This window comes from Roseateles chitinivorans (genome assembly GCF_050632145.1).
Classification (GTDB): domain Bacteria; phylum Pseudomonadota; class Gammaproteobacteria; order Burkholderiales; family Burkholderiaceae_C; genus Roseateles; species Roseateles chitinivorans_B.
On record NZ_CP192577.1, the window covers coordinates 6003214 to 6028285 of the forward strand.

Annotated in this window: 22 protein-coding genes and 1 pseudogene; 9 read left to right on the forward strand and 14 right to left on the reverse strand. The window is 69.7% G+C overall.

The window, feature by feature from the left end:
- The first annotated feature begins 27 nt into the window (after positions 1-27).
- Together ACQ86G_RS27495 and ileS are read left to right on the forward strand one after the other, a co-directional pair.
- Positions 28-1113: a bifunctional riboflavin kinase/FAD synthetase gene (locus ACQ86G_RS27495; RefSeq protein ID WP_431258243.1), complete on the forward strand. Its 1086-nt coding sequence runs from the start codon at positions 28-30 to the stop codon at positions 1111-1113.
- Between the two features lie 233 nt (positions 1114-1346).
- Positions 1347-4127, forward strand: coding sequence for an isoleucine--tRNA ligase (gene ileS / locus ACQ86G_RS27500; protein ID WP_431258244.1), 2781 nt, complete (start codon positions 1347-1349; stop codon positions 4125-4127).
- Here ileS and ACQ86G_RS27505 read toward each other — a convergent pair.
- From ACQ86G_RS27505 to ACQ86G_RS27525, 5 genes are all read right to left on the reverse strand, one after another.
- Positions 4094-4927, reverse strand: coding sequence for a hydroxypyruvate isomerase family protein (locus tag ACQ86G_RS27505; protein ID WP_431261509.1), 834 nt, complete (start codon positions 4925-4927; stop codon positions 4094-4096). The two genes, ileS and ACQ86G_RS27505, sit on opposite strands and share 34 nt — an antisense overlap.
- 206 nt (positions 4928-5133) lie before the next feature.
- Positions 5134-5370, reverse strand: a complete 237-nt coding sequence (locus ACQ86G_RS27510) for a YbdD/YjiX family protein (protein WP_431258245.1) — start codon at positions 5368-5370, stop codon at positions 5134-5136.
- Positions 5363-7441, reverse strand: coding sequence for a carbon starvation CstA family protein (locus ACQ86G_RS27515; protein WP_431258246.1), 2079 nt, complete (start codon positions 7439-7441; stop codon positions 5363-5365). Before ACQ86G_RS27515 ends, ACQ86G_RS27510 begins: the two co-directional genes overlap by 8 nt.
- 233 nt (positions 7442-7674) lie before the next feature.
- Positions 7675-8361 (reverse strand): response regulator transcription factor, encoded by a 687-nt coding sequence (locus ACQ86G_RS27520; RefSeq protein ID WP_431258247.1) that lies wholly within the window; start codon positions 8359-8361, stop codon positions 7675-7677.
- Positions 8358-9785, reverse strand: a complete 1428-nt coding sequence (locus ACQ86G_RS27525) for a cache domain-containing protein (protein ID WP_431258248.1) — start codon at positions 9783-9785, stop codon at positions 8358-8360. Before ACQ86G_RS27525 ends, ACQ86G_RS27520 begins: the two co-directional genes overlap by 4 nt.
- A gap of 139 nt (positions 9786-9924) precedes the next feature.
- Here ACQ86G_RS27525 and lspA point away from each other — a divergent pair, with 139 nt between their 5' ends.
- From lspA to ACQ86G_RS27540, 3 genes are all read left to right on the forward strand, one after another.
- Positions 9925-10422 (forward strand): signal peptidase II, encoded by a 498-nt coding sequence (lspA, locus tag ACQ86G_RS27530; RefSeq protein ID WP_099862258.1) that lies wholly within the window; start codon positions 9925-9927, stop codon positions 10420-10422.
- A 282-nt stretch (positions 10423-10704) separates the two neighbouring features.
- Positions 10705-11829, forward strand: a complete 1125-nt coding sequence (locus ACQ86G_RS27535; protein ID WP_431258249.1) for a histidine kinase dimerization/phospho-acceptor domain-containing protein — start codon at positions 10705-10707, stop codon at positions 11827-11829.
- Positions 11778-12464, forward strand: coding sequence for an ATP-binding protein (locus ACQ86G_RS27540; RefSeq protein ID WP_431258250.1), 687 nt, complete (start codon positions 11778-11780; stop codon positions 12462-12464). The genes ACQ86G_RS27535 and ACQ86G_RS27540 overlap by 52 nt, the downstream gene beginning before the upstream one ends.
- Here the strand turns inward: ACQ86G_RS27540 and ACQ86G_RS27545 are convergent.
- A pseudogene (locus tag ACQ86G_RS27545) lies at positions 12444-13426 on the reverse strand (quinone oxidoreductase family protein). The gene ACQ86G_RS27540 and the pseudogene ACQ86G_RS27545 sit on opposite strands and share 21 nt — an antisense overlap.
- A gap of 95 nt (positions 13427-13521) precedes the next feature.
- On the opposite strand from ACQ86G_RS27545, the gene ACQ86G_RS27550 reads away from it, so the two are divergent.
- Positions 13522-14439 (forward strand): DMT family transporter, encoded by a 918-nt coding sequence (locus ACQ86G_RS27550; protein ID WP_431258251.1) that lies wholly within the window; start codon positions 13522-13524, stop codon positions 14437-14439.
- A 79-nt stretch (positions 14440-14518) separates the two neighbouring features.
- On the opposite strand, the gene ACQ86G_RS27555 is transcribed toward ACQ86G_RS27550, so the two are convergent.
- On the reverse strand, positions 14519-15307 hold the full coding sequence (locus ACQ86G_RS27555; RefSeq protein ID WP_431258252.1) for an SDR family NAD(P)-dependent oxidoreductase: 789 nt from the start codon (positions 15305-15307) through the stop codon (positions 14519-14521).
- Positions 15308-15320: 13 nt separating this feature from the next.
- Positions 15321-16259: a DMT family transporter gene (locus ACQ86G_RS27560; RefSeq protein WP_431258253.1), complete on the reverse strand. Its 939-nt coding sequence runs from the start codon at positions 16257-16259 to the stop codon at positions 15321-15323.
- A gap of 454 nt (positions 16260-16713) precedes the next feature.
- Here ACQ86G_RS27560 and ACQ86G_RS27565 point away from each other — a divergent pair, with 454 nt between their 5' ends.
- On the forward strand, positions 16714-17739 hold the full coding sequence (locus tag ACQ86G_RS27565; RefSeq protein WP_431258254.1) for a GGDEF domain-containing protein: 1026 nt from the start codon (positions 16714-16716) through the stop codon (positions 17737-17739).
- Between the two features lie 64 nt (positions 17740-17803).
- Positions 17804-19357, forward strand: a complete 1554-nt coding sequence (locus ACQ86G_RS27570; RefSeq protein WP_431258255.1) for a sensor histidine kinase — start codon at positions 17804-17806, stop codon at positions 19355-19357.
- 108 nt (positions 19358-19465) lie between these two features.
- Here the strand turns inward: ACQ86G_RS27570 and ACQ86G_RS27575 are convergent, their stop codons facing one another.
- Both ACQ86G_RS27575 and ACQ86G_RS27580 read right to left on the reverse strand, forming a co-directional pair.
- Positions 19466-19687 carry a hypothetical protein gene (locus ACQ86G_RS27575; protein ID WP_431258256.1) on the reverse strand — a complete coding sequence of 74 codons (222 nt, stop codon included), beginning with the start codon at positions 19685-19687 and terminating at the stop codon, positions 19466-19468.
- A gap of 122 nt (positions 19688-19809) precedes the next feature.
- On the reverse strand, positions 19810-20268 hold the full coding sequence (locus ACQ86G_RS27580; RefSeq protein ID WP_431258257.1) for a hypothetical protein: 459 nt from the start codon (positions 20266-20268) through the stop codon (positions 19810-19812).
- 225 nt (positions 20269-20493) lie between these two features.
- Between ACQ86G_RS27580 and ACQ86G_RS27585 the strand changes: the two genes are divergently transcribed.
- Positions 20494-21423, forward strand: a complete 930-nt coding sequence (locus ACQ86G_RS27585; RefSeq protein WP_431258258.1) for a transglycosylase SLT domain-containing protein — start codon at positions 20494-20496, stop codon at positions 21421-21423.
- Between the two features lie 114 nt (positions 21424-21537).
- On the opposite strand, the gene ACQ86G_RS27590 is transcribed toward ACQ86G_RS27585, so the two are convergent.
- The 4 genes from ACQ86G_RS27590 to ACQ86G_RS27605 all read right to left on the reverse strand — a co-directional run bounded on the left by ACQ86G_RS27590 (position 21538) and on the right by ACQ86G_RS27605 (position 25018).
- Positions 21538-23220, reverse strand: a complete 1683-nt coding sequence (locus tag ACQ86G_RS27590; RefSeq protein ID WP_431258259.1) for an MFS transporter — start codon at positions 23218-23220, stop codon at positions 21538-21540.
- 300 nt (positions 23221-23520) lie between these two features.
- Positions 23521-24162 carry a 2-hydroxychromene-2-carboxylate isomerase gene (locus ACQ86G_RS27595; protein ID WP_431258260.1) on the reverse strand — a complete coding sequence of 214 codons (642 nt, stop codon included), beginning with the start codon at positions 24160-24162 and terminating at the stop codon, positions 23521-23523.
- 11 nt (positions 24163-24173) lie between these two features.
- Positions 24174-24440: a DUF1289 domain-containing protein gene (locus ACQ86G_RS27600; protein ID WP_431258261.1), complete on the reverse strand. Its 267-nt coding sequence runs from the start codon at positions 24438-24440 to the stop codon at positions 24174-24176.
- On the reverse strand, positions 24437-25018 hold the full coding sequence (locus ACQ86G_RS27605) for a YbaK/EbsC family protein (RefSeq protein ID WP_431258262.1): 582 nt from the start codon (positions 25016-25018) through the stop codon (positions 24437-24439). The genes ACQ86G_RS27600 and ACQ86G_RS27605 overlap by 4 nt, the downstream gene beginning before the upstream one ends.
- Positions 25019-25072: the final 54 nt, after the last annotated feature.

Genomic DNA, 25072 nt, shown 5'->3' on the forward strand with positions numbered 1-25072 from the left:
CCGCTCGGCGCCTGATAATCCCCGCCCATGCAGGTTTTCCGCGGCTTCCACCATCCCGGCATCGCGGCGCAGTGCGCGCTGACGATCGGCAACTTCGACGGCGTCCATCGCGGCCACCAGGCCATGCTGGCGCTGCTGCTGTCGGAGGCCCGCCACCGCGGCCTGCCGACCTGCGTGCTCACCTTCGAGCCGCACCCGCGCGACTTCTTCGCGAAGAAGCTCGGCAAGCCCGAACTGGCCCCGGCGCGCATCGCCACGCTGCGCGACAAGCTCCAGGAGCTGGAACGCTGCGGCATCGACCAGGTCGTGGTGCTGCGCTTCGACGAGGCGCTGGCGTCGCTGCCGGCGCAGGATTTCATCCAGCAGGTGCTGGTCGACGGCCTCGGGACGAAGTACGCGCTGGTCGGCGACGACTTCCGCTTCGGCGCCAAGCGCCAGGGCGACTACGCGACGCTGGACGCGGCCGGGCAGCGCCTGGGCTTCGACGTCGCGCGGATGATGAGCTACGAGGTGCACGGCCTGCGCGTGTCCAGTTCCGCCGTGCGCGAGGCGCTGGCCGCCGGCGACATGGACGGCGCGGCCCGGTTGCTGGGGCGGCCGTACGCGATCTCCGGCCATGTGATCCACGGTCAGAAGCTGGGGCGGCAACTCGCGGAGACCACGCCCGGCCGCGGCGACGGCTTCCGCACGCTGAACCTGAAGTTCGACCACGACAAGCCGGCCGCGCATGGGATCTTCGCGGTGCGCGTGCATGGGCTCGACGGCCAGGACCGTCTGGACGGTCCGGGCGGCATGGCGGGCGGGATCGTGCTGGACGGCGTCGCCTCGCTGGGCGTGCGTCCGACGGTCGAGGACGCCGGACGCGTGCTGCTGGAGGTCCATGCGCTGGACTGGCCGGCGGCGCTGGCCGAGCGCCTGGGGCCGGGCGAGGCCTACGGTAAACTCGTGCGCGTGGAACTCCTGCACAAACTGCGTGACGAAGCCCGTTTCGACGGTCTGGACGCCCTGACCGCCGCGATCCGCGAGGACGTCCGCCAGGCACGCGCGTACTTCGCCGAACCGGCGACGACCCACGCCGCCGTCCGCCGCCAGACCACCCGCGACCGAATTTGAAGGGCTGAGCACCCGACTGCTCATCTCGACCGCTCAGCCGGCACGCGGCCCTGCCTCCCCGGCACCCCGCCCAGCGCGCCACCCCCTCTTCTCTCGCGGCCTCCTCCTCCGGCCGCCCCTTCGATTGCCGCCGCCATGACCGACGCCTCCAAGTCCGACACCCCCTCGACACGAAAGCCGACGCGAAAGCCGACTACCGTTCGACGCTCAACCTGCCCGACACCCCGTTCCCGATGCGCGGCGACCTGCCCAAGCGCGAGCCGGGCTGGGTCCAGGAATGGGAAGACCAGGGGATCTATCAGCGCCTGCGCGTCGCGCGCCAGGGCAAGCCGAAGTTCGTGCTGCACGACGGCCCGCCCTACGCCAACGGCCAGATCCACATGGGTCACGCGGTCAACAAGATCCTGAAGGACATGATCGTCAAGGCGCGCCAGCTCGAGGGCTTCGACGCCGCCTACATCCCCGGCTGGGACTGCCACGGCCTGCCGATCGAGAACCAGATCGAGAAGACCTTCGGCCGCGGCCTGCCGCGCGACGAGGTGCAGGCCAAGAGCCGCGCCTACGCCGGCGAGCAGATCGACCAGCAGCGCGTCGACTTCAAGCGCCTGGGCGTGCTCGGCGACTGGGACCATCCGTACCGGACGATGGACTTCAAGAACGAGGCGGGTGAGCTGCGCGTCCTGAAGCGCCTGTTCGAGCGCGGCTTCGTCTACCGCGGCCTGAAGCCGGTGTATTGGTGCTTCGACTGCGGCTCCTCGCTGGCCGAGTTCGAGATCGAGTACGCCGACAAGGACTCCCCGGCGGTCGACGTGGCCTTCCTGAGCGCGGAGCCGGAGAAGCTGGCCGCCGCGTTCGGCGTGCCCAAGCTCGACAAGGAAGCATTCACCGTCATCTGGACGACGACGCCCTGGACCATCCCCGCCAACCAGGCGCTGAACCTGAATCCCGAGCTGCCGTACGCGCTGGTCGACACCGAGCGCGGCTACTTCGTCGTGGCCGAGGCGCTGGTCGAGAAATGCCTGGCTCGCTGGGGCATCGAAGGCAAGGCCGTTGCCGTGACGCCGGGCAAGTCACTGGAGCTGCTGAAGTTCAAGCATCCGCTCGCGCACGTGCATCCGGGCTTCGACCGTGAGAGCCCCGTGTACCTGGCCGACTACGCCACCGCCGACGACGGCACCGGCGTGGTCCATTCCGCGCCGGCCTACGGTGTGGACGACTTCAACTCGTGCATCGCGCACGGCCTGGCGTTCAAGGACATCCTGAACCCGGTGCAGGGCAACGGCGTCTATGAGGCCGAGCTGCCGCTGTTCGGCGGCCAGCACATCTGGAAGGCCAACCCGGTGATCGCCGCGGCGCTGCAGGACGCCGGCCGCCTGATGGCGCACAGCAAGATCCGCCACAGCTACCCGCACTGCTGGCGCCACAAGTCGCCGGTGATCTACCGCGCGGCGGCGCAGTGGTTCGTCCGCATGGACGAAGGCGACGGCGTGTTCACCGTCGACAAGGCCGACAAGACCCTGCGCCAGCTGGCGCTGGACGCGATCGAGCAGACCAGCTTCTATCCCGAGAACGGCAAGACGCGCCTGCACGACATGATCGCCGGCCGGCCCGACTGGTGCATCTCGCGCCAGCGCAGCTGGGGCGTGCCGCTGCCGATCTTCCTGCACAAGGACAGTGGCCAGCCGCATCCGAAGACGCTGGAGTTCATCGAGCGCGCCGCGCAGCTGGTCGAGGCCGGCGGCATCGAGGCCTGGTCCAAGCTGGATCCGGCCGAGTGGCTGGGCGCGGAGGCCGAGCAGTACTCCAAGGGTCAGGACATCCTGGACGTGTGGTTCGACTCGGGCTCCACCTTCCAGCACGTGCTCAAGGGCTCGCACGCTGGCGCGGCGCACGAGACCGGCCCGGAAGCCGACCTCTACCTCGAAGGCCATGACCAGCATCGCGGCTGGTTCCACTCGTCGCTGCTGATCTCCTGCGCGCTCAACGGCCGCGCGCCTTACCGCGGTCTGCTGACCCACGGCTTCACCGTGGACAGCAAGGGCCGCAAGATGAGCAAGTCTCAGGGCAACGGCGTCGATCCCCAGGAGACCAGCAAGAAGCTGGGCGCCGAGATCATCCGGCTGTGGGTGGCGGCGTCCGACTACTCGGGCGACATCGCCGGCGACGAGAAGATCCTGGCGCGCGTCGTGGACGGCTACCGCCGCATCCGCAACACGCTGCGCTTCCTGCTGGCCAACACCTCGGACTTCGATGCGGCGACGGACGCTGTGCCGCTCGACCAGCTGCTGGAGGCCGATCGTTACGCACTCGCCCGCGCGGCGCAGTTCCAGGAGGAGATCCTGGCGCACTACCAGCGCTACGAGTTCCACCCGGTCGTGGCCAAGCTGCAGGTGTACTGCTCGGAAGACCTGGGCGCGTTCTACCTGGACGTGCTGAAGGACCGGCTGTACACGAGCGCGCCGAAGTCGGCCGCGCGCCGTTCGGCGCAGACGGCGCTGTGGCACATCACGAACGCGATGCTGCGCTGGATGGCGCCGTTCCTGAGCTTCACCGCCGAAGAGGCGTGGAAGGTCTTTGCGGGCAAGCAGGCCGGCGACACGATCTTCACCGAGACCTACTGGTCGACGGGTGTCGCGCACGACGACGGCCTGATCGCGAAGTGGAACCGCATCCACGAGATCCGCGATGCGGTGAACAAGGCGATCGAGGAAGTTCGGACGACCGGCGCGATCGGCTCGTCGCTGCAGGCCGAGGTGGCGCTGGGCGTGAACGCCGAGGACCTGACCCTGCTGCAGAGCCTGGGCGACGACCTCAAGTTCGTACTGATCACGTCCGCGGCGAGCGTCGCGCTAGCCGGCGAGTTGAGCATCACCGTGACGCCGTCGTCGCACCAGAAGTGCGAGCGCTGCTGGCACTACCGCGCGGACGTCGGCGTCAACCCGGCGCACCCGACGATCTGCGGACGGTGCGACAGCAATCTCTACGGAGAAGGCGAAGAGCGCGTGATCGCCTGATCACGTCGCCAGCCGAGCCCGGCGGTGGTACCGCCCGGCTCGGCGCCTCGACGTGGTCGGTACTCGCAGCCGATCCAGCCCTCCCATCCCGTCGCCGCCGCGATCTCATCGATCGCGGCGCAAGCGGCCCGCCAGTCGAGCGTTCCCTCGTCCGGCTCATGCCGGTCCGGCACGCCCGCGATCTGGAAGTGCCCGACGCGGCCCGTCGGCAGCCAGCGCCGCAACTGGGCAACGGCATCGCCCTCCACGCGTTCGCAGTGGTACAGATCCATCTGGACCTTCAGGTTGGGCGCACCGACGCGCTCGACGATCGCATGCGCCTCGTCCTGCCGCTGCAGCAGGTAGCCAGGCATGTCGTGCGGATTGATCGGCTCGATCATCAGGTCGATGCCCGATTGAGCAGCCTGCGACGCGGCCCAGTGCAAGCGTTCCTCGTAGCGCGCGATCGCCGCGTCGCGCTCGTCTCCGGCTTCCAGCAGCCCGGCAAGCACGTGCACGCGCGGCGATGCCGCCGCCAAGGCATAGGCGAGCGCTCGCTCGATGGATTCGCGGAAGTCCCCGTCCCTGCCTTCGACAGACGCCAGACCGCGCTCCCCCGCCGACCAATCCCCCGGCGGCGCGTTGATCAGCACGAGGCTCAAGCCCAGCGCCGTGGCACGAGCGCGCAGTTCAGTGGCCGGCACGTCGTAGGGGAACAGGCATTCCACACCAGCGAACCCGTCCCGGGCCGCGGCGTCGAAGCGTTCGAGGAATGGCAGCTCCTGGTACAGGAAGCTGAGGTTGGCAGCGAAGCGGGGCATGCGGTGTAGTGTCACCGAGCCCGGCGCAAGGTCGCCCGGGGCCGGCGGAGTGGCCTCGCCGGGGCGCCAACTCGCGCCGTTCACCTTCGGTTCACTCTGCTCGAACAGACGGCGCCCCAAGTCAGTCCAGGGCTCGGCCACTCCGCCGGCCCCGGGCGACCTCGCGCCTCTCGCGCCTCTCGCGCCTCTCGCGCCTCTCGCGAGGCTCAGCAGCAGCGGCCGGTGCGGGAGCTGTAGCGCGCCTCCTGGCGTTCGCGGAAGAAGGCCTCGTAGCTCAGCGGCGTCTGGTCAGGGTGGGTGCGGCCCATGTGCGCCAGGTAGGCGCCGTAGTCCGCACCGATCAGTTGCTGGCGCACGCCGCGGGCCATGTAGCGACCCGCCTGCAGCACGTCCGAGGCCGCCGACAGCGCGGCCTGGGCCGCTTCCGCCGCCTGCTTAAGCATGACCGCCCGCCGTCGCGCCTTCAGGCATGCGCTCGAACGGCGTCTCGCTGACCGACGGCTTGCGTTCGGCGCGCGCCTTCAGGACCGCCTTCACGCTGTACACGAGCACGCTGACGACCACGAACATGAACAGCGCGCACAGCCCCGCGTCCAGACGGTCATTGAAGATCACGCGTTCCATCGCCTCCAGGCTCTTGGCCGGCGCCAGCACCTTGCCCGCCGCCAGCGAGTCCGCGTACTTCGCGGCGTGCGCCAGGAAGCCCACCTTCGGGTCTTCGCTGAAGATCTTCTGCCAGCCCGCCGTCATCGTGCAGATCAGCAGCCAGGCCGCCGGCAGGATCGTCGTCCAGGCGTAGCGGTCCTTCTTCATCTTGAACAGCACCACCGTGCCCAGCAGCAGCGCCACCGCGGCCAGCATCTGGTTGGCGATGCCGAACAGCGGCCACAGCGTGTTGATGCCGCCCAGCGGATCCACCACGCCCTGGTACAGGAAGTAGCCCCACGCCGCCACGCACAGGCCGGTGGCGATCAGGTTGGCCGGCAGCGATTCGGTGCGCTTCAGGGCCGGGACGAAGGTGCCCAGCAGGTCCTGCAGCATGAAGCGGCCGGCGCGCGTGCCGGCGTCGACGGCGGTCAGGATGAAGAGCGCCTCGAACAGGATCGCGAAATGGTACCAGAAGGCCATCATCGCCTTGCCGCCGACCACCTGGTGCAGGATGTGGGCCATGCCCACCGCCAGCGTCGGCGCGCCGCCGGCGCGCGCGAGGATGGTGTTCTCGCCGACGTCCTTGGCCGTCTGCACCAGCATCTCCGGCGTGATCACGAAGCCCCAGGTGGACAGCGTCGCGGCCACCGCGTCGGGGGTCGAGCCCACCAGCGCGGCCGGGCTGTTCATCGCGAAGTAGACGCCGGGCTCGATGCACGAGGCTGCCACCAGCGCCATCACCGCGACGAAGGATTCGGCCAGCATGCCGCCGTAGCCGATGAAGCGGGCGTTGACCTCGTTGTCCAGCATCTTGGGCGTGGTGCCCGAGCTGATCAGCGCATGGAAGCCCGACACCGCGCCGCAGGCGATGGTGATGAACAGGAAGGGGAACAGGTTGCCCGACCACACCGGGCCGTTGCCGGCCGCGAACTGGGTGAACGAGGGCATCTGCATCGGCGGGGCGACGATCACGATGCCGATGGCCAGCGCGATGATGGTGCCGATCTTCAGGAAGGTCGACAGGTAGTCGCGCGGCGCCAGCAGCAGCCACACCGGGATGCTGGCGGCGACGAAGCCGTAGCCGATCAGCATCCACGTCAGCGCCTTGCCGTCGTAGGTGAACAGCGGCGCCCAGGCGGGGCTCTCATGCACCCACTGGCCGCCGATGATGGCCAGCATCAGCAGCACGAAGCCGATGATGGAGACCTCGCCGATGCGGCCCGGGCGGATGAATCTCAGGTACACGCCCATGAACAGCGCGACCGGGATGGTCGCCGCCACGGTGAAGGTGCCCCAGGGCGAACCGGCCAGCGCCTTCACGACGATCAGCGCCAGAACCGCCAGGATGATGATCATGATCATGAACGCGCCGAACAGCGCGATCACGCCGGGGACGGTGCCCATCTCCTGCTTGACGAGGTCGCCCAGCGAGCGGCCGTCGCGGCGCGTCGAGATGAACAGCACGATGAAGTCCTGCACCGCACCGGCGAAGATCACGCCAGCCAGGATCCACAACAGTCCGGGCAGGTAGCCCATCTGCGCCGCGAGCACGGGGCCGACCAGCGGACCGGCGCCGGCGATCGCGGCGAAGTGGTGGCCGTACAGCACGTACTTGTGGGTCGGGACGAAGTCCAGGCCGTCGTTGTGCTTCCAGGCCGGCGTCTTGCGCGTGGGGTCCAGGCCCAGGACCTTGGTGGCCAGGAACAGGCTGTAGTAGCGGTAACCGATCAGGTACACGCAGATCGCCGCGACGACGACCCACAGCGCGCTGACCGCCTCACCGTTCGCCAGGGCGACGGTGGCCAGGGCAAAGGCCCCGAGGATGGCCACGCCCGCCCAGGCGAGGTGGCGACTCATGTTCGACATCGATGTCTCCTTTTATGGTCGCGCGCCTGCCGTCACGAAGGACGACCCGACGCGCAAGCTGTCTTGCGGCGGCAGTTTCCGTTCCTGTGCGGTTTCGCACATCCGTCGGGTGGACTAGTGGGCCGGCGTAGGAGCGCTTAAGTGGAAACCCTCGACACCGACGGCACGACAGCCCGGGAACTGCCTGGCGAGGCGTCCGGCATGGCCCCGCGATCCACGGCGCAGGCCGCCCCTCAGACGTCGTCGCGATGCAGTCCGCGGGCGTGTTCGACCGCGTAGCGGATCAGTTCGGCCTGGCCTTCCAGGTCGAGCTTGCGCTTGATGTTCTGGCGGTGCGTCTCGACGGTCCTCACGGACAGGTCGAGCGTCCTGGCGATCTGCTTGCTGGATTCGCCTCTGGCGAGCGCGGAGAGGATCTCGCTCTCGCGCGGCGAGAGGATGGGCCGCGGCTGCTGGCTGCGGAACATCCGCTTGGAGACGCCGGGGCTGAGGAAGGTGCCGCCGGCCGCGACCGCGTCGATCGCGGCGACGATCTCGGCCGCCGGCGCGTCCTTGAGCACGTAGCCGCGGGCGCCGGCCTGCAGCGCGCGCTGCACGTACTCCGGGTTGTCGTACATGCTGTACATCAGCACGCGCAGGTCGGGTGCGCGCTCCAGCATCGTCTGCGCGAGCTGGATGCCGTTGTGCCCCTTCAGGCCGACGTCCAGCAGCACCACCTGGGGCTGCGTGGCGATCAGCATCATCATCGCCTCCTCCGCGCTGCCGGCCTCGCCGACGACGAGGTAGCGCGCCTCGCCCTGCAGACGCGAACGCACGCCCTCGCGCACCAGCGGGTGATCGTCGACGAGCAGGATGCGCACGGGCGCGGCGGCGCCGGCCGCGGTGGGCGCGGCGGAACTGGCGGAGGGGTCGGCGCTCATGGCATGGGATTGTCGCGCGCCAGGCGGCGGATCGCCGACGCCGGCACGACGGCCTCGACCTGCGTGCCGTGGCCCGGGCTGGACTGCAGGTCCAGCAGGCCGCCGACCGAGGCCATCCGCTCGCGCATGTTGCGCAGGCCGATGCCGTGACGCGGGTCCTCGCGCTCCGCCAGTTCGGCCTCCTCGGGATCGAAACCGGCACCATCGTCGAGCACGCGCAGCAGCACGTCGCCGGGTTCGCCGCGCGCATCGTCGGCGGCGAATTCGAGCGCCATTTCCACGCGCGCCGCACCGGCATGTTTGGCGACGTTCGTCAACGCCTCCTGCGCGACGCGGAACAGCACCGTGTTGAGCAGTTCCGGCAACTCGCGCGGCGCGCCGGCCACCCGCATCGCCACCGGCACCGCGCCGGCCTCGTCGAACTCGCGCGCGAGGTGTTCCAGCGCCGCCGGCAGGCCCAGCGTGTCGAGCAGTGCCGGGCGCAACCGGTGGGACAGCCCGCGCACCTCGCTCAGGCTGGCGTTGAGGCGCTCCAGTGCGCGCGGCAGCAGCGCGGTCGATCCCGCCTGCTGTGCCGATTCGATCAGCAGCTTGGTCGACACCAGCGTCTGGCTGACGCCGTCGTGCAGTTCGCGCGACAAGTGCGCGCGCTCGTCCTCCTGCGACCGCACCACGTCGTGCGCCAGCGCGCGCAGCCGGGCCTCGGACTGGCGGTGTTCGCTGAGGTTCAGGGCCAGCGCGCAGGCGCTGATCAACGCGACGCCGAACACCGCGATCGCGGCGATGCCCCACATCGTCCGCGCGATGTTGGCCTGCGCCTCGTGGTCGAGCTGCTCCAGCGTCGCTCGGATGCCATCGAGGTACAGGCCCGTGCCCAGCATCCAGTTCCAGCGCTCCATCGCGACGACATACCCCAGCTTGGGGGCCATCTCGCCGCTGGACGGCTTGCGCCACAGGTATTCGACATAGCCGCCGCCGGCCCGGGCCTGGCCGACCAGTTGCTGGATCGTCGGCCGGCCCAGCGGATCGTGCAGCTCCCACAGGTCGCGGCCCAGCAGCTCCGGCTGGCGCGAGTGCATCAGCACCCGGCCCTGCAGGTCGTAGACGAAGAAGTAGCCGTCCTCGCCGTAATCGAGCGAGGACAGCAGCCGCAGCGCCTCGCGCTTGTCGCGTTCGACATCGGCGGCGCTGGTCTGGCCGGCGAGCGCGGGCGAACGCTCGTACAGCGGCTGCAGCGTGCTGACGGCCAGTTCGACGTAATGGCGCAGCTCGTCGCGGCGCGCGTCCATGTAGGCGCGCTGCACGGCGGCGTGCTCGCGGGCGAGCAGCTCGCGCTCCTGCTGGCGCACCGCCACCGCGATCAGCAGCAGCGAGGCGACCAGCGGCAGCAGCGCCAGCAGCAGGATCTTCAGGCGCAATCTCATCGGGTCATCATCGGGTCATCGTGGGGCAGTCACCGGACAATCATCGGTGCCTCGTCCGGCGGCCCGCACTGTAGCCGCACGGCGCCGGCGCGGCGGGCGCTACAGTTGCGGGTTCCGCGCTTCCCTCCGTGCAGCATCCATGGCCACCAAGTCCCCGTCCTCGTCGAACAACCGCCTGATCCAGTGGCTGGCGATCGCCCTGCTGGTCATCGTGGCCGATCAGTTCACCAAGGTCCTGATCCTGCACAGCTTCCAGTACGGGGACAGCCACTACGTGCTGCCCTTCTTCAACCTGGTGCGGGTCCACAACACCGGCGCGGCATTCAGCTTCCTGGCGGGCGCGTCGGGCTGGCAGCGCTGGTTCTTCGTCGGGCTCGGCGTCGCGGCGACGATCTTCATCATCTGGATGCTGCGCCGCCACGGCCACCAGACGCAGTTCGCCTGGGCGCTCAGCCTGATCCTGGGCGGCGCGGTCGGCAACATCGTCGACCGGCTGCTGCACGGCTACGTCGTCGACTTCATCCAGTTGCACTGGGCCGGCTGGTACTACCCGTCCTTCAACATCGCCGACAGCGCGATCACCGTCGGCGCCGTCCTGCTGATCTGGGACGAACTGCGCCGCGTCAAGCGCGGCTGAGGGCCGGGGACGATGGCGCGCGGGAGCGCGCCCTCCCTGGCATGCCCTGAACCTCCCTCCGACCGAGGGTTCCTCCGGAGAAACGAGGCTGGCTTTCGCACGCCCGTCTGCGTAGCCTTGTCCTGAAGAGGGAGGCCGTCACGCAGACGCGGGCGGTTCGGCACGCGTGGCGCTTCGACGTGACGAAGTGGACATCGCGACCATGGACATGACACGGGCCACGGCGACAATCCGCTGCGACCAAACGTAACCAAGAACAGGGCCGACAAGGGCCTCGCTCCCATGCTCGACTTCTCCTGCCTGACCCACTATGACTGGCTCGATGTGCCCATGTGGGTCTACGACCAGGAGCGTCAGCGCAACCTCTGGGCCAATGCCGCCGCGCTGGGATTCTGGCGCGCCGACAGCGCCGAGGAATTCCTCTCCCGCGACCTCAGCGACATGAGCCCGTCGGTGGCGGAGCGGCTGGCGGTGACCGCCGCCGATCACACGCAGGGCAAGCTGGTCCGCGAGCAGTGGACGCTGTACCCGAAGGGTCAGCCGGCGACGGTGATGCTGGTCTCCCGCGGCATCCGCACGCCCGACAAGCGCCAGGTGATGCTGTTCGCCGCGGACTCGCTGGTCAGCGGCGTCGACAAGAGCCTGCTGCGCGGCGTCGAGGCGCTGCAGCACACCTCGGTGCGGATCGCGGTGTTCTCGCTGCGCGACGGCAGCACGCTGATGCGCAACCCGGCCGCCGCGATGTGCTTCAACGGCCTGCGCAAGACGATCGGCGCGACCGACTTCAGCGCGATCTTCCCGGAACCCGACCTGGCGCGCCGCATCGTCACGCAGGTGCGCGGCGGCCAGACCTTCGGCGCCGAGCTCGAGATCAACACCGCCAACGGCCGCCGTTGGCACGCCGTCGACGCGCGCCCGATGCGCGACCCGGTCAGCGGCGAGGTCGTGCTGCAGCTCAATGCGCGCGACATCGGCGACTTCAAGGCCACGCAGGCCCAGCTCGAGGCCGCACGCGAAGCCGCCGAGGCGGCCAGCCAGGCCAAGAGCTCCTTCCTGGCCAACATGAGCCACGAGATCCGCACGCCGATGAACGGCGTGCTGGGCCTGACCGAACTGGTCCTGCAGACCGAGCTCAACGAGCGCCAGCGCAAGTTCATCGAACTCGCGCACAGCTCGGCCAAGGGCCTGATGGTCATCATCAACGACCTGCTGGACATCGCCAAGATCGAGGCCGGCCGCGTGATCATCGACCAGGCGCCCTTCAGCCTGCACGACTGCCTGCGCGAGGCGCTGCATCCGCTGCTGCTCCAGGCCCATGAAAGGGTCTGCAGCTGCATGCCCGCGTGCAGCCCGGCGTGCCGCAGCATCTGCTGGGCGATGCGCTGCGGCTGCGCCAGATCATGGTGAACCTGGTGGGCAACGCCCTGAAGTTCACCGAGAAGGGCGAGGTCCGCGTCGACATCCAGCGCGTGGACGGCGACGCCGACGCGCCGGCCCATGCGGGTCCGCTGCGCCTGCGCATCGCGGTGCACGACACCGGCATCGGCATGACGCGCGAGCAGATCGCGCAGATCTTCAGCCCGTTCACGCAGGCCGACGGCAGCATCACGCGCCGCTATGGCGGGACCGGCCTGGGCCTGACCATCGTCAAGCGCCTGGTGGAACTGATGGGCGGCGAGGTGCAGGTGGAAAGCCAGCCGGGCGCCGGCTCCTGCTTCAGCTTCGAGGTCCGGGTCTCGCAACCGCTGGTGCTGGACGAGGTGCTCCGCACCGAGACCGTCGACGTGGACGTGCACGAGACGGCGGCGGGGTCGCTCGACAACGGATCCTCCACCGATTTCGGCGCCGACACGGTGCCCGCGGACCTCGACGACCTGCCCGCGCCGCGCCGCGTCGTCACCGAGGAAGGCGCGCCCGCGCCGCACCCCGACGTCCGGGCGGACAACAGCGCCAACGACGCGCTGCTGGACGCCGAGACGGTGGCGGCCGACCTGGATCCGCCACTCGCCACCCCGGCCGGTTCAAACCAGCAGCACGCCTGAGCCCGTCGTCGTGCGGGCTTCCAGCTCGCGGTGCGCGCGTTGCACCTCGTCGAACGGATAACGCTGCTCCACCTCGATCTTCACCGCGCCGCGCTCCACGGCCTGGAACAGCGCGCCCGAGATCTCCTGCGTCGCCTCGAGCGACGACAGGTGCACGAACAGCGACGGCCGCGTCAGGTAGAGCCCCGACGCCGCCAGCGCCTTCAGCGAGATTGGCGGCACCACGCCGGACGCGTTGCCGAAGCTGACCATCAGGCCGAACGGCCGCAGGCTCGCCAACGAGCCCTCCCAGGTCGACGCGCCGACGGAGTCGTAGACGACCTTCACCCCCGGCCGCCGGTGATCTCCTTGACGCGCTCGGCGAAGTTCTCCGTCGAGTAGTTGATCGCGAATTCGGCGCCGTGGTCCAGCGCGAGCTGGCATTTCGCATCGCTGCCGGCGGTGCCGATCAGCCTCAGGCCGAGCGCCTTCGCCCACTGGCACGCGATCAGGCCGACGCCGCCGGCCGCCGCATGGAAGAGCACATGATCCCCGGCCTGCAGTCCGCCCTGCGGCAGCGTGCGCTGCAACAGGTACTGCACCGTCATGCCCTTGAGCATCATCGACGCGCCCTGCTCGAAGCTCAGGAAGTCCGGCAGCTTCACGACGCACTTCGCGGGCATCACGCGGGCGGTCGCGTAGGCGCCGATCGGCTGGCTCGCGTAGGCGGCACGGTCGCCGGCCTTCAGATGGGTCACGCCCTCGCCCACCGCCTCGACGATGCCGGCGCCTTCCATGCCGATGCCTGTCGGCAGCGGCAGCGGATAGACGCCGCTGCGATGGTAGATGTCGATGTAGTTGAGGCCGCAGGCCACGTGGCGGATGCGGATCTCGCCGGGGCCCGGGTCGCCGACCTCGACGGATTCGATCGTCAGGACCTCCGGTCCGCCGGGTTGCGAGATGCGCACGGCTCGGTCGCTCATCAGGGTTCTCCTCAGTAGGGGATGTCGCTCGCGCGTCGCCCGACGCGCCGATCGCGGCTATCGTGCCAGTCTCGGGACTCCGGCGCATCGACGCAATGACGTTGACCCCACGACTGGCCCTGATGCTGACGTTGCCGCCGCTGCTGTGGGCGGGCAACGCCGTCGTCGGGCGCTCGGTCGGCCCCCTGGTGCCGCCGCTGCTGCTCAACGCGACGCGCTGGACGCTGGCCTTCGTGCTGCTGGTGCTGATCGCGCGGCCGGCGCGCACCCTGCTGCAAGACCTGACCCCGCTGCGCGCGCGCTGGGGCTACTTCGCGCTGACCGGCGTGCTGGGCATGGGCTGCTACAACGCGCTGCAGTACCAGGCGCTGCACAGCTCGACGGCGCTCAACGTGACGCTGATCGCCGCGAGCCTGCCCGTATGGATGCTGACCGTCGGCGCCCTGCTCTACCGCGTGTGGCCGACGCGCCGCCAGCTCGCCGGCGCGGCGCTGTCGCTGGCGGGTGTGGCGCTGGTGATCTCGCGCGGCCACCTCGAGCGGCTGGCGCAGGTCCAGTTCGTCGCCGGCGACCTGATGATGCTGCTGGCCGTGCTGAGCTGGGCCTTCTACAGCTGGCTGCTGGCGCGGCCACCCGCGCACATGCAGGGCGAGCGCCGGCCCGATTGGGACTGGTCCGCGCTGCTGATGGCGCAGATGCTGTTCGGACTCGTCTTCGGCTGGGTCTCCGCAGGCGTGGAGCAGGCGGTCGGCGCGCCTCCCGTGCAATGGGGCTGGCCGCTGGTGGCCGCGCTCATCTACGTCGCGATCGGGCCGTCGCTGATCGCCTACCGCTGCTGGGGACTGGGCGTCGCCCAGGCGGGGCCGACGCTGGCGGCCTTCTTCGGCAACCTGACGCCGGTCTTCGCGGCGCTGATGTCGGCCACGCTGCTGGGTGAATGGCCGGCGTGGTACCACGGCGCGGCCTTCGCGCTGATCGCGGCGGGGATCCTGGTTTCCTCAGCCAAGCGCTGAGGCGTCGGCCGAAGGATCGGCCGAGCACCCGGTCGCAGCCACCGCAACGGCTTGGCGCAACCGACGCCGACGCCGACGATCAGAACGTGCCTGGGTACGACCCGCCGTCCAGCAGGATGTTCTGCCCGGTCAGGTAGCCCGCATGGGAAGAGCACATCAGCGCGCAGATCGCGCCGAACTCCGCCGCGCTGCCGAAGCGCTGCGCCGGGATCGCCGACATGCGCTTGGCGCGCACGTCGTCGACCGGCTGGCCCGACTTCTGCGCGCCGGCGGCCATCGTCTTCTGCAGGCGTTCGGTGTCGAAGGCGCCCGGCAGCAGGTTGTTGATCGTCACGTTGCGCCCGGCGATGCGCGACTGCCGCGCGATCCCGGCGACGAAGCCGGTCAGGCCAGAACGCGCGCCGTTGGACAGGCCCAGCACGTCGATCGGCGCCTTCACCGCGCCCGACGTGATGTTGACGATGCGGCCGAAGCCGCGATCCGCCATCCGGTCGACCGTCGCCTTGATCAGCGCGATCGGCGTCAGCATGTTGGCCTCCAGCGCGGCGAGCCACTGCTCGCGTTCCCAGTCGCGGAAATCGCCCGGAGGCGGGCCGCCGGCGTTGTTGATCAGGATGTCCACCTGCGGCGCGGCAGCCAGCGCGGCGGCGCGGCCGGCTTCGGTGGTGATGTCGCCGGCCACGGCGACGACCTGCACCGCCGGGTTGAGCGCGCGCAGTTTCGCGGCCTGTGCCTGCAGGGCCTCCTGGCCGCGCGCGGTGATCACCACGTTCACGCCTTCAGCGGCCAGCGCCTCGGCGCAACCCGCGCCCAGACCCTTCGACGCCGCGCACACCAGGGCCCACTTGCCCGTCAGTCCCAAGTCCATGTCGATCTCCGTTCTAGATTCGTCGCTGCCGTGCGAGCAGCCACACGCCGCCCAGCACCAGCACCGTTCCCGCGACGACCCAACCGGTCAGCGGCTCGTCGAGGATCAGCACGCCCATCAGTATCGTGGACATGGGACCGACCATGCCCGTCTGCGCGGCGACACCCGCCCCCATGCGTTCGATCGCCATCATGACCATCAGCACCGGGGCGAAGGTGCAGGCCAGCGCGTTCAGCACCGACAGCCACCACACCGCCGGCGCGAGGTCCGCGAGCCCCGACACCGGCCGCGTCAGCAGGAACTGCGCGATGCAGAAACCGCACGCGACCGAGGTCGCCAGCCCGGTGAGCCGCATGGCACCGAGGCGCTTGACCCATTCGCCGCTGTAGACGAGGTACAGCGCGTAGGCCACCGCGCTGCCGAAGACCAGGCCGCCGCCGAGCCACACGTTCGCGCCGGCGACCTGCAGCTCATGGCCGAAGACCAGCAGCACGCCGGCATAGCTGACGGCCAGCGCACCCGCCTGGCGCAGCGTCACGCGGCGTCCGAACATCGCCCACGACAGCAGCAGCACGATGGTCGGGTTGAGGTACAGGATGAGGCGCTCGAAGCTGGCGCTGACATAGGCCAGTCCGGCGAAGTCCAGGAAGCTGGCGAGGTAGTAGCCGCTGAAGCCCAGGCCGAGGATGGCGAGCTTCTCGCGACCGGTGAGAGGTGGCTTGCCGCGTCCCGCCCACCACGCCAGCAGCAGGAACAGCGGCAGCGCGAGCAGCATGCGCAGCATCAGCAGCGTGATGGCGTCGACGCCGTGGCGATAGGCGAGCTTGACGATGATCGCCTTGCCGGAGAACGCGATCGCGCCGCCGACCGCCAGCAGCAGCCCGCTGAGCGGCACGCGCGCCGATGCCGGCTCCGAGGAGGCGACCGACGTCGCGGTGGGGGAACTGCTCATCCGGCCGATTCTAGGAATCGAGGGGCGGACCGCATTCGCGAAGGGGCAATGCACGCTTGCCGCCCCGGTGCGCGCTCCGCCCTCCCCATCGACCGATGATCCGACGCCCCGATGGCTCGATGGCTCGGTGGCTCGGTGCGTCGAAGCCGGCGGAGCCGGTGCCCCTCGAAGCGAACCCTGAGCGAAGCGAAGACTGTGAGCGCCGAGGGGCACCGGCTCCGCCGGCTTCTGCTCGGTCCAACCCCGCATGTCCCATCCCCTGTCCCCTGCCGCGTGAATAGTTGCGGCCCTCATCGCCGGTGTGCGTCGATGCCCTCAAGACCTGGCCCCGCCACGCCGAAGTCCGGAAGCGCCGGCCGCCTCGAAGCGTCCGGTGGTCGTGGGGAAAAGGAAATGACAAGGGACCGCGCGTCGACGGACGTGACAGGTTCCGGACCTGAGAGGGACCCTGCCGATGAGGTACACCGAGAGCATTGCCGCCAGCGCCCAGGCGTTGCGCACCGCCTTGCCGCTGATGTCCAGACAGCGGGCTGCGCTGCATCCGGTCACGTATGCCGTCTGGTACGAGCACGTGACCGCGATGAATGGCGCGCTCAGCCGCGAGTTGCTGGGATTGACCCAGGACGGCGCGACCCTGGACGAGGGCCAGACCTGGGCGCTCTACCGAAGGCACATCGCCGAGCTGGACGAGCAGATGGCCGTCACGCTGGCACAGGAGGTCGGCGACGTGCTGCGCGGCGTGTCCGAGTGCACCGACCAGGCGGGCCAGCAGGTGCAGCGGTACGCGCGGGCGCTGCAGGGTTGGGAGCGTTCGCTGCGCGACGCGGCGCCGGGGCAGCATGTCCAGGTACTGGCGGCCGCGCTGCAGGGCACGCAGGACATGGGCCATGCGGTCCATGGTCTCGTGGCGAAGCTGGAGGCGAGCCGCCAGGAGGTCGCCTCGCTGCGGCAGGAGGTCCACCGCGCCCGCAGCGAGGCGCTGCTGGATCCGCTGACGGGTCTGAGCAACCGTCGCGGCTTCGACCGCGCGCTGGCCGACTGCCTGCACAGCCCGGAGGCCGGCACGCCGACGGCGCCCTGCCTGCTGCTGGGCGACATCGACGACTTCCCGGCGCTGCGCGAGCGCCTGGGCGAGGCGCGGCTGAACGAGGCCTTGCAGCAGGTCGCCAACACCGTGCGCAGCATCGCGCAGAGTCACCACGTCGCCGCGCGCATCGAGGACGACGAGTTCGCGCTGCTCATCCCGGGCGCCGGCCTGCACGAGGCCTACACCCTCGCCGAGCAGTTGCGCCACGGCGTCGCGCAACTGCGGCCCGATGCCGAGCGACGCCTGAGCCTGTCGGTGGGCGTCACGCAGCTCGGTCTGGGCGAGAGCGCGCGCGACTTCATCGGTCGCGCGGACCAGGCGCTGCAGGCCTCGCGCGTCCAGGGGCGCAACCGCGTGACGGTGCTGGCGGCGGATGAGCGTTTCGCCGCATGAGTCCGTCACCGCCGACTTGCATAATCGGCCGTCACAAGGGTGGAGAGGGACGGACGTGGCCCTGATGAAGACTTCTCTGCGCAGCGCCGTGATCCTGGCGTTGCTGGCGGGCCTGGCCCTGCCGACCGGCGGTGTGCTGCTGTACGAGCAGCAGCTGAGCCGCCGCGTCGTGATGGAGGACCTCCAGCGCGACCTGTCGCGCGTGTCGGAGGTCTTGGCGCTGTCGCTGGCCGAGCCGATCTGGCAGGTCTCGCCCGACCTGGCGGAGCCGATGGTCAAGGCGCAGGTCGACGATCCGCGTTTCGTCTCCGTCGTCGTGACCGAGAACGCCGCGCAGCAGGCCTTTGTCGAGTTCCACCGCGGCACGCCCGACGACGCGATGACGCTCAGCGAGACGCGTCCCGTGATGCGCGACGGCCGCGAGATCGCCAAGCTGACCGTCGTGATGAGCGCCGAGCCGCTGATGGCGCGCAAGCGCGACGACCTCTGGAACGCGCTGTGGCGCAGCCTGCTGACCTTGACGGTGTCGCTGGGGTTGATCCTGATCGTGATGCAGCGCCGGGTGCTGCGACCGATGGCCCGGCTGTCCGAGGCCGCCGACGAGCTCGCGTCCGGTCAGCTCGACAAGCCGCTGGCGTTCGGCGGCGAGGACGAGATCGCCCGCGTCGGCAAGGCGATGGAGCGGATGCGACTGGCGCTGCTGAAGGCCTTCGACGACCTGCGCGGTCATGCCAGCACGCTCGAGGACCAGGTCGCGCAGCGGACCGTCCAGCTGACCGAGTCCAACGCCGAACTCACGCAGGCGCTGGCCAACCTCAAGACCGCGCAGCGCGAGCTGGTCGAGTCGGAGAAGCTGGCCTCGCTCGGCCGGCTGGTCGCCGGCGTCGCGCACGAACTGAACACGCCGCTGGGCAACGCGCTGACGGTGGTCTCGGCGCTCGAGGACCGCTGGGGCAAGCTGGACCGCATGCTCACCGACAACACGCCGATGCGCCGCAGCCAGCTCGAGGAACTCGTCAAGGACACGCGGCGCGGCCAGGACATCCTGCACCGCAACGTGCAGAAGGCGGCCGACCTCGTGCGGGACTTCAAGCAGGTCGCCATCGACCAGACCAGCGACACGCGGCGCGACTTCGAACTGGCGCAGGTGTGCGAGGACGTGCTGGTGATGGTCGAGCCCAGCTTCAAGCACACGCCCTTCCGCATCGTCACCGACCTGCAGCCGGACCTGCGCATGAGCAGCTATCCCGGCGCGCTCGGCCAGGTGCTCACCAACCTGCTGATGAACACGCTGGTCCACGCCTTCGAGGGCGAGATACAGGGCGAGGTGCGGGTCAGCTGCCACCGGCTCGACGACGCGATGGTGGAGCTTTGCGTCGACGACAACGGGCTCGGGATGGACGCGTCCATCGTGCGCCGGATCTTCGACCCCTTCTTCACGACCAAGCTCGGCAAGGGCGGCTCGGGGCTGGGCATGCACATCGTGCACAACATCGTGACGAACGTGCTGGGCGGTCAGATCGAGGTGATCTCCCGGCCGGGCGAAGGCACCTGGATGATGATGCGCCTGCCGGTCGACGCGCCGCTGCGCGCCGCCAGCGAGGACCGGATCGGTTGACCGGTCCCCTGGACAGGCGACGCGCGGTGCGTCGCCGATGACGTCTCGAACGACGCCTGGAACGACGTCACCCGGGTCGTCGCGGAGGACCTCCCCGGGGACGCCCGCTTACTGCGAAGCGCCCGATGCGGCCACCGAGGCCGCTTCAGCCGGCAGCGCCGCGGAAGCCGCCGCCATCGCCGCCGACGCCGCATCGCTCGCGGCCTGCTCCGCGTGACCGCCGGTCACGTCGTGCTTCTCGCCCGTCAGGTCGATGTTGCCGCCGCTCTTCATCAGCACGAACAGCGCGAGCGCGGCGAAAACGATGAATCCAAGGACGATTTTCCACATGGTTCCGAAATCCTCTTGAGGTTGCCGGTCGCGACAGACTGACCGGGTCGGAGGCCATTGTGGGAAGCAAGCCTGACAGCAGGCTGAGCGCCACCCCGGGGTGGGCGCGATGGCGCTGCGGTTCAGCCGATCTGCTCGATCGCATAAGCGATCGCGCGCCAGGTCGGATCGCTGCTGGTGGACAGCACCCGCTCGACCAGCGGGCGCCATTCGTGCTGGCCACCCGCCAGGCGGTCGACCATCGCGAACACCAGGGTGCCTGCGTCGGCCTCGCCGGAATGCCGTTCGTTCGCCAGTTCGGCGCGCCCCACCGAAGCGTCGCCCCCCAGCAGCGCGCCGACCGCCATCAGCACCCTGACCGTGCGCTCATCGCCGAGGTCCCGTGCCAGCGCCGCCCCGATGGCCGCGGCCTCGTCGTGGCGGCCGGTCCGGCAGGCCAGCAGCAGGCAAGCCGACAGGATGCGCCGCCCGGTCCAGGCGGCCTCCGGCGCGGGCAGCACGGACGGGAAGCCACCGCCGCTGCCCGACATGGGATCGAACGGGGCGGTGCTGTCGAAGGAAGGCGGGGACTGCAGGTACATGGCGGAGGTGCTCGCGGTGGCCGTTCTCGACGAGCCTTGCACGCGACTCGCTCGCGTGCACCGCGGCTCGCGAAGCCGTGGCCTTCGATGCGAAAAGGCGCGGCCGGCATGGAACGCCGCCCTCGCTTCGCCGTTCCGGACGCTGCTTCGGATCTGGCCGGCGGCGCGCGGGCGGGTGACCAAGATGGGCTTTTTGTCGTCGGCAACCCACGAAGGAGACCTGCCATGTCCGTGAGCTTCCAGAATCAACCCCTCGGCGGCCTGGGAGGCCCCGGGGGCCTCGGCGGGCTCGACGCCCTCGGCCAGTCCGGCGGCCTGCAGGGCCTGTCGTCCCAGGGCCCGGGCGGTGCCGCCGACATCCAGGCCAAGCTGACCGAGGTCATCCTCCAGATCCTCAACCTGCTGATCAACGAACTCATGAAGGCGCTGCAGCAACAGCAGCAAGGCGCACAGGGCGGTGGCGGGGGTGCAGGGGGCGGTGGAGGCCCGTCGGCGGCCGGCGGCCCGTCCGGCGCCTCCGGCGCGGGTGCCCCGCAAGGCGTGGGCGCTCCCCAGGGCGCATCGGGCCCCTCCGGCCCCTCGGGCGCTGGCGGCCCGCAAGGCGCCTCCAACGCCTATCAGCCGAACAACGCCTACCAGGCCCAGCAGCCGTCCTATGCGCCGCCCGTGGCGAACGCCGGCTCGCCGTCGGACGTGGGCGACGTGTCCTCGGCCAGCGGCGGCAAGGGCCCCGCGGGCATGCCGGCGGAGCTGTGGAAGGACTGCCAGGAAGCCGGCAAGAAGACGGGCGTGGACCCCTACATCCTGGCCGCGCAGATGGAGAAGGAAAGCCAGTTCGGCAAGGGCTTGAACGGCAGCCCCAGCGCGGGCGACGGCCTGATGCAGGTCGAGCCCGGCACGCGTCAGGCGTACGCCGGCAAGTTCCAGGAAAAGATGGGACACGCCTACGACCACAACGACCCGAAGGACCAGGTCGCGATGGCCGGCGTGATCCTCGCGGACAAGGGTGGCGACGCCACCAACATGCTGCAGAAGTACAACGGCGGCGACAACTGGGCGCCGGGCGCGACCGACTCCTACGGCCGCGAGATCAAGGCCGCGGAATACGCGTCCTCCGTGCTGGCGAAGGCGCAGCAGATGAAGGCCGCGGGCTGAGGCGGATCGGCGCCGCGACGCGCGGCACCGGAAAGGAACAAGGGCGGCCGAAAGGCCGCCCTGTCGTTGCGGGGATCAGCGCCGGAGCGCCGATCCCCTCGGTCCTCCGCTCGCTCAGTCGCGGGCGTAGATGTCCACGTCCTTGGTTTCGCGCACGAACAGCAGGCCGATCACCAGGGTGACCGCGGCGATGCCGATCGGGTACCAGAGGCCGTGATAGATGTTGCCGTTCTGCGCCACCATCGCGAAGCTGATCGACGGCAGCAGGCCGCCGAACCAGCCGTTGCCGATGTGGTACGGCAGGCTCATCGAGGTGTAGCGGATCCGGGTCGGGAACAGCTCCACCAGCATCGCGGCGATCGGGCCGTAGACCATGGTCACGTACAGCACCAGCACCGCGAGGATCGCGATCACCAGCGGCGTGTTGACCTTGGCCGGATCGGCCTTGGCCGGGTAGCCCGCGGACTTCATCGCGTCGGCCAGGTCCTTCTTGAACGCGGCGATCTTCTTCGCGCTGTCCTCGTCGAACTTGTGGCCGCCGGCGGTCAGCGTGGCGGTCGGCGCCTCGATGACCTTGTCGCCGATCTTGACCTGGCCGCTGCCGGCCGCGCCGGGCACCGTCTCGTAGTTCGCCGCGGCTTGCGCCAGGGCGCGCTTGGCGATGTCGCAAGGCGTCGTGAAGTCGACGTCGCGCGCCACCGGGCTGCCCTGGAACGAGCACTGCGCCGGATCGGTCACCAGCGAGATCTGCGCGGTCTCCTGGGCCTTCGCCAGGTCCGGGTTGGCCGCGTTGGTCAGCGCCTTGAACAGCGGGAAGTAGGTCAGGATCGCCAGCAGCAGGCCCGCCATGATGATGGGCTTGCGGCCGATCTTGTCGGACAGCGTGCCGAACACGACGAAGAACGGCGTGCCGATCAGCAGCGCGACGGCCACCATGATGTTGGCCGCGGCCGGATCGACCTTGACCACGCTCTGCAGGAAGAACAGCGCGTAGAACTGGCCCGTGTACCAGACCACGCCCTGGCCGGCCACGATGCCGAACAGCGCCAGCAGCACGACCTTCAGGTTCTTCCACTGGCCGAAGGACTCGGACAGCGGCGCCTTGGAGGTCTTGCCCTCGGACTTCATCTTCTGGAAGGCGGGCGACTCGTTCATCGACAGCCGGATCCACACGCTGATGGCCAGCAGCAGGATCGACACGATGAACGGGATGCGCCAGCCCCAGGCGGCGAAGGTCGCCTCGCCCAGCGCCGTGCGGGTGCCCAGGATGACGATCAGCGACAGGAACAGGCCCAGCGTCGCCGTGGTCTGGATCCACGAGGTGTACGCACCGCGCTTGCCGTGCGGGGCGTGCTCGGCGACGTAGGTCGCGGCACCGCCGTATTCACCGCCCAGTGCCAGGCCTTGCAGCAGGCGCAGGCCGACCAGGATCACCGCCGCGGCGGGACCGATCGTCTCGTAGGTGGGCAGCACGCCGACGATGAAGGTCGACAGGCCCATGATCAGGATGGTGACCAGGAAGGTGTACTTGCGGCCGATCATGTCGCCCAGACGGCCGAACACCAGCGCGCCGAACGGACGCACGATGAAGCCCGCCGCGAACGCCATCAGCGACGCGATGAACTGGGCGGTCGGATCGAGACCGGTGAAGAACTGCTTGCCGATGATCGCGGCGAGCGAGCCGTACAGGTAGAAGTCGTACCACTCGAACACCGTGCCCAGCGAAGAGGCGAAGATGACCTTCTTCTCTTCGGCCGTCATCGGCGCATTGGTGGTCACTGCGCTTGCAGTTGCCATGGGATTGTCTCCTCGGGATTTCCCAGAGCCATCGACCGATGGCCCTTGGGGCGCGACTATCCGAGCGCGCTCTGACCCGTTTCTGACGACTTGCTTGCCTCTGGCTGACAAACCCGGTGGCAACCCTCGCTTCGCATTTCTCGATGCGGAATTTCGGTCCCTGTGCGCCGCAGCAGAGGGTATGTCCCTACGGCGACATTTGAGGGGAGAACGCCCCCGGCCCTCCTTGGGCGGCGCGCTCGTCGACCCATCATCGCCGCCTCATCGCCGCGTCATCGCCGTCACGACGACGGGCCGCGCTCAACCGCGCTGCACGCCCACCGGCAAGGTCCGTGCGGCTTCCCAGGAAGGGCCGTCGAACCAGGGATCGCCGTCGAGGCAGCCCGTCACCATGTCGATCGCGTCGAGCCCCCAGAACAGCTTGTCGTCGACTGCCATCGTCGGCACGCCGAAGACGCCGCGCGCGACAGCCGCATCGGTGGCCTCGCGCAGCGCGGCCTTGACCTCCGCGGAGGCCGGGTCGCGCAACGGCGCCAGGTCGGCCGCCAGTTCCGCGAGCCGCTGCGGATCGGCGGCATCGAGCCCGCCACGCCAGACGTGGTGGAAGACACGTTGGACCGCGTAGCGGCCCGGCGTCTGCCCGGCAGGCGCCGTCGCCCACAGCAGGCGCAGCAAGGGCAACGGGTTGAACGGATGCGCGGCCGGCAGGTCCAGCGGCACGCCGTGGCGATGCCCGAGCCACGACACCTGGCGGTAGGTCCAGTCGCGCTTGCCCGGGATCTCCGCGGGGCCCTTGTTGTCGAGCGACTTCAGCACCGCGCCGAAGAGGATGGGCACGTAGCGGACCGCGACGCTGCGACCGGCCAGCGCCTCGGGCAGCCGCTCGAAGGCGAGCGCCGCGTAAGGCGAGATCGGGTCGAAGTAGAAATCGATCGTGACCATCGTCGCTCCGTTCAGACCTTGGGCAGCGGCTCGGTGGCGAGCGCGCCGTGCGCGATCAGCAATGCGCGACGCTCCGGCAAGAGGTTGAGCAAACGGATCCGCGACTCATCGTCGGACTTGCTCCAGCCGGCGATCTCAGGGATCGTCCGTGCGCAGCCGCGGCACAGCGCGGTTTGCTCGTGCATCTTGCAGATGTTGATGCAAGGCGAGGCGACACGGCCTTCAGGCGTGCGCGCGACGTTGTCCGCAGTGACGGGAATCAGGGTCGATGCGCTCATGACTGGGCCACCTCGATCACCGGCGCGCCGGTCAGCGCGACGAGCTGCTGCGGCGTCATCAGGAACACGCCGTTCGGATGACCGGCCGCGGCCCAGATCGCGTCGAAGCGGAACAGCGCCTGGTCGATGAACAGCTGCGGGTGTCCGCCCTGCTCCGCCGGCTGGAAGCCCAGCGGCGACACGCCGCCGATGGAGAAGCCGGTGCGCGCCTTCACGTAGTCGGCGTCGGCGCGGCCGAGCTTGCCGGTATGGGCTTCGAGCTTGCGCTCGTCGACGCGCTTGTCACCGGAAGCGATCACCAGCACGGCGGCGCCGTCGGCCTTGCGCTTGAACACGACGCTCTTGGCGATCTGCCCGAGCGCGACGCCAAGGGCGTCGGCCGCTTCCTGCGAGCTGCGCGCGGACACCTCGAGCCAGCGCGGCTCGTGTTCATGGGACAGCGCACGCAAGGCCGCGCTCACACGGAGAAAGCCGTCAGGGCGGGCAGCGTCGATGGCTGCGGCGGTCGGTGTGGCGGTCGGTGCGGGGTCGGCTACGGAATCCGCAGGGGACGTCGCGGGAGAGGTCGTGTCGCTCATGCCGCGCATTGTGCCAAGGCCCCGGTGCGCGATTGGCGCATCGGCGCGAGACCG